The following is a 1,567-nucleotide window of genomic DNA, read 5'->3' as shown; positions in this document are numbered from 1 at the left end:
AGCTGGACAGACTCAAGATCATTCAGGATGTGATGGACGGCAGGCTCAAACCATGGCGCGCAGCGCAGCGCCTGGAGCTGACGACACGGCAGATTCGTCGGCTGGTCGGCCGACTGCGTGAGCAAGGGCCACAAGGCCTTGTCTCGCGCCGACGCTCGAGGCCCAGCAACAACCGGCTGGATCGCGTAACGGCAGACCGGGCGCTGTCGATCGTCCGCGAGCGCTACGCCGATTTCGGGCCCACGCTGGCCTGCGAGAAGCTGCGGGAATGCCACGGCATCCGGCTGGCGAAGGAAACGCTCAGGAAGCTTATGGTGGACGCAGGACTGTGGGTGCCGCGGCGGCAGCGCCCGCCGAAGGTCTATCAGCCACGCGCGCGCCGGGCGTGCCTGGGCGAACTGATCCAGATCGACGGCAGCGAACACGCCTGGTTTGAGGACCGGGCGCCGCAATGCACGCTGCTGGTCTACGTGGACGACGCGACGAGCCGGCTGATGCAGTTGCACTTCACGCAGACGGAGTCGACCTTCAGCTACTTCGAGGCGACGCGCGCGTACATCGAGCGCCATGGCAAGCCTGGCGCGTTCTACAGCGACAAGGCCAGCGTATTCCGCAACACCAGTGCCGAGCGGACCGGCCGCAGCGTGACGCCGTTCGGCCGGGCGATGTACGAGTTGAACATTGACACGATCTGCGCCAACAGCAGTTCGGCCAAGGGCCGCGTGGAACGTGCGCACCTGACGCTGCAGGATCGCCTCGTGAAGGAGCTTCGGCTGCGCGGCATCAATACGATAGCTGAAGCCAATGCGTATGCGCTCGCCTTCGCGACAGCTTATAACGCACGCTTTGCGAAGCCGCCCAAGAGTGACTTCGACGCGCATCGTCCACTACGGGCTGATGAGAACCTGGACACTGTGCTCACGTGGCGTGAGCAAAGGATCGTGACGAAGGCGCTGACGGTGCAGTACGACCGTGTCATGTACCTGCTCGACGATACGCCAGAGAACCGCAAGCTTATTCGCCGGTATGTCGAGGTCTGGGAGTATCCGGACGGGCGCATCGAGTTGCGGGCCGAGGGCCGGTTGCTGCCGTACCGCGAGTACGACCGGCTGACCGAGGTTGATCAGGGGGCCATCGTTGAACACAAGCGCCTGGCTCACGTGCTTCAGGTCTCGCAGGTGATTCAGGCGCAACGCGATAACGAACGGATTGGTAAAGCCCCTTCCCGAACGCACCGTGGGGACTCGACCCGAACGGAGCGCAAGCAAAGCCATGCGCGCAAGAAGAAGCAACGCGAATTCACACAGGCCGACATCGAGCAGGTGATCGTCGATCTAGCGCAGCAAAAGCAGCCTTCGCAGGCCCAGCGCAAACCAGGTCATCGATCAGCAGGCGCTAATGGAGCAGGCGGGAAAGCCCTGCCCGTCCATGACCCGATCTTCGACACTGCGTGGCTGCAACCCGTGAAAGACAAATTCTGAACCCCGCAAAAGCGGACACTTCAACTTGGCCGGGAAGCGGACATTTGAAAATGGCTTTGACATTAAAAGGTTTGCTAACATCAAAA

1 protein-coding gene is annotated in these 1,567 nt (G+C 62.0%); it reads left to right on the top strand.

Annotated features, from left to right (window positions below; all coding sequences use genetic code 11):
* Window positions 1-2 precede the first annotated feature (2 nt).
* Window positions 3-1,481 (top strand): ISNCY family transposase, encoded by a 1,479-nt coding sequence (locus tag BO1_RS56035; RefSeq protein WP_245644157.1) that lies wholly within the window; start codon window positions 3-5, stop codon window positions 1,479-1,481.
* Window positions 1,482-1,567: the final 86 nt, after the last annotated feature.

This window comes from Paraburkholderia oxyphila NBRC 105797 (assembly GCF_000685075.1).
GTDB lineage: Bacteria > Pseudomonadota > Gammaproteobacteria > Burkholderiales > Burkholderiaceae > Paraburkholderia > Paraburkholderia oxyphila.
The sequence above is the reverse complement of the archived record's forward strand: the minus strand, read 5'-3'. Positions and strand labels throughout refer to the sequence as shown.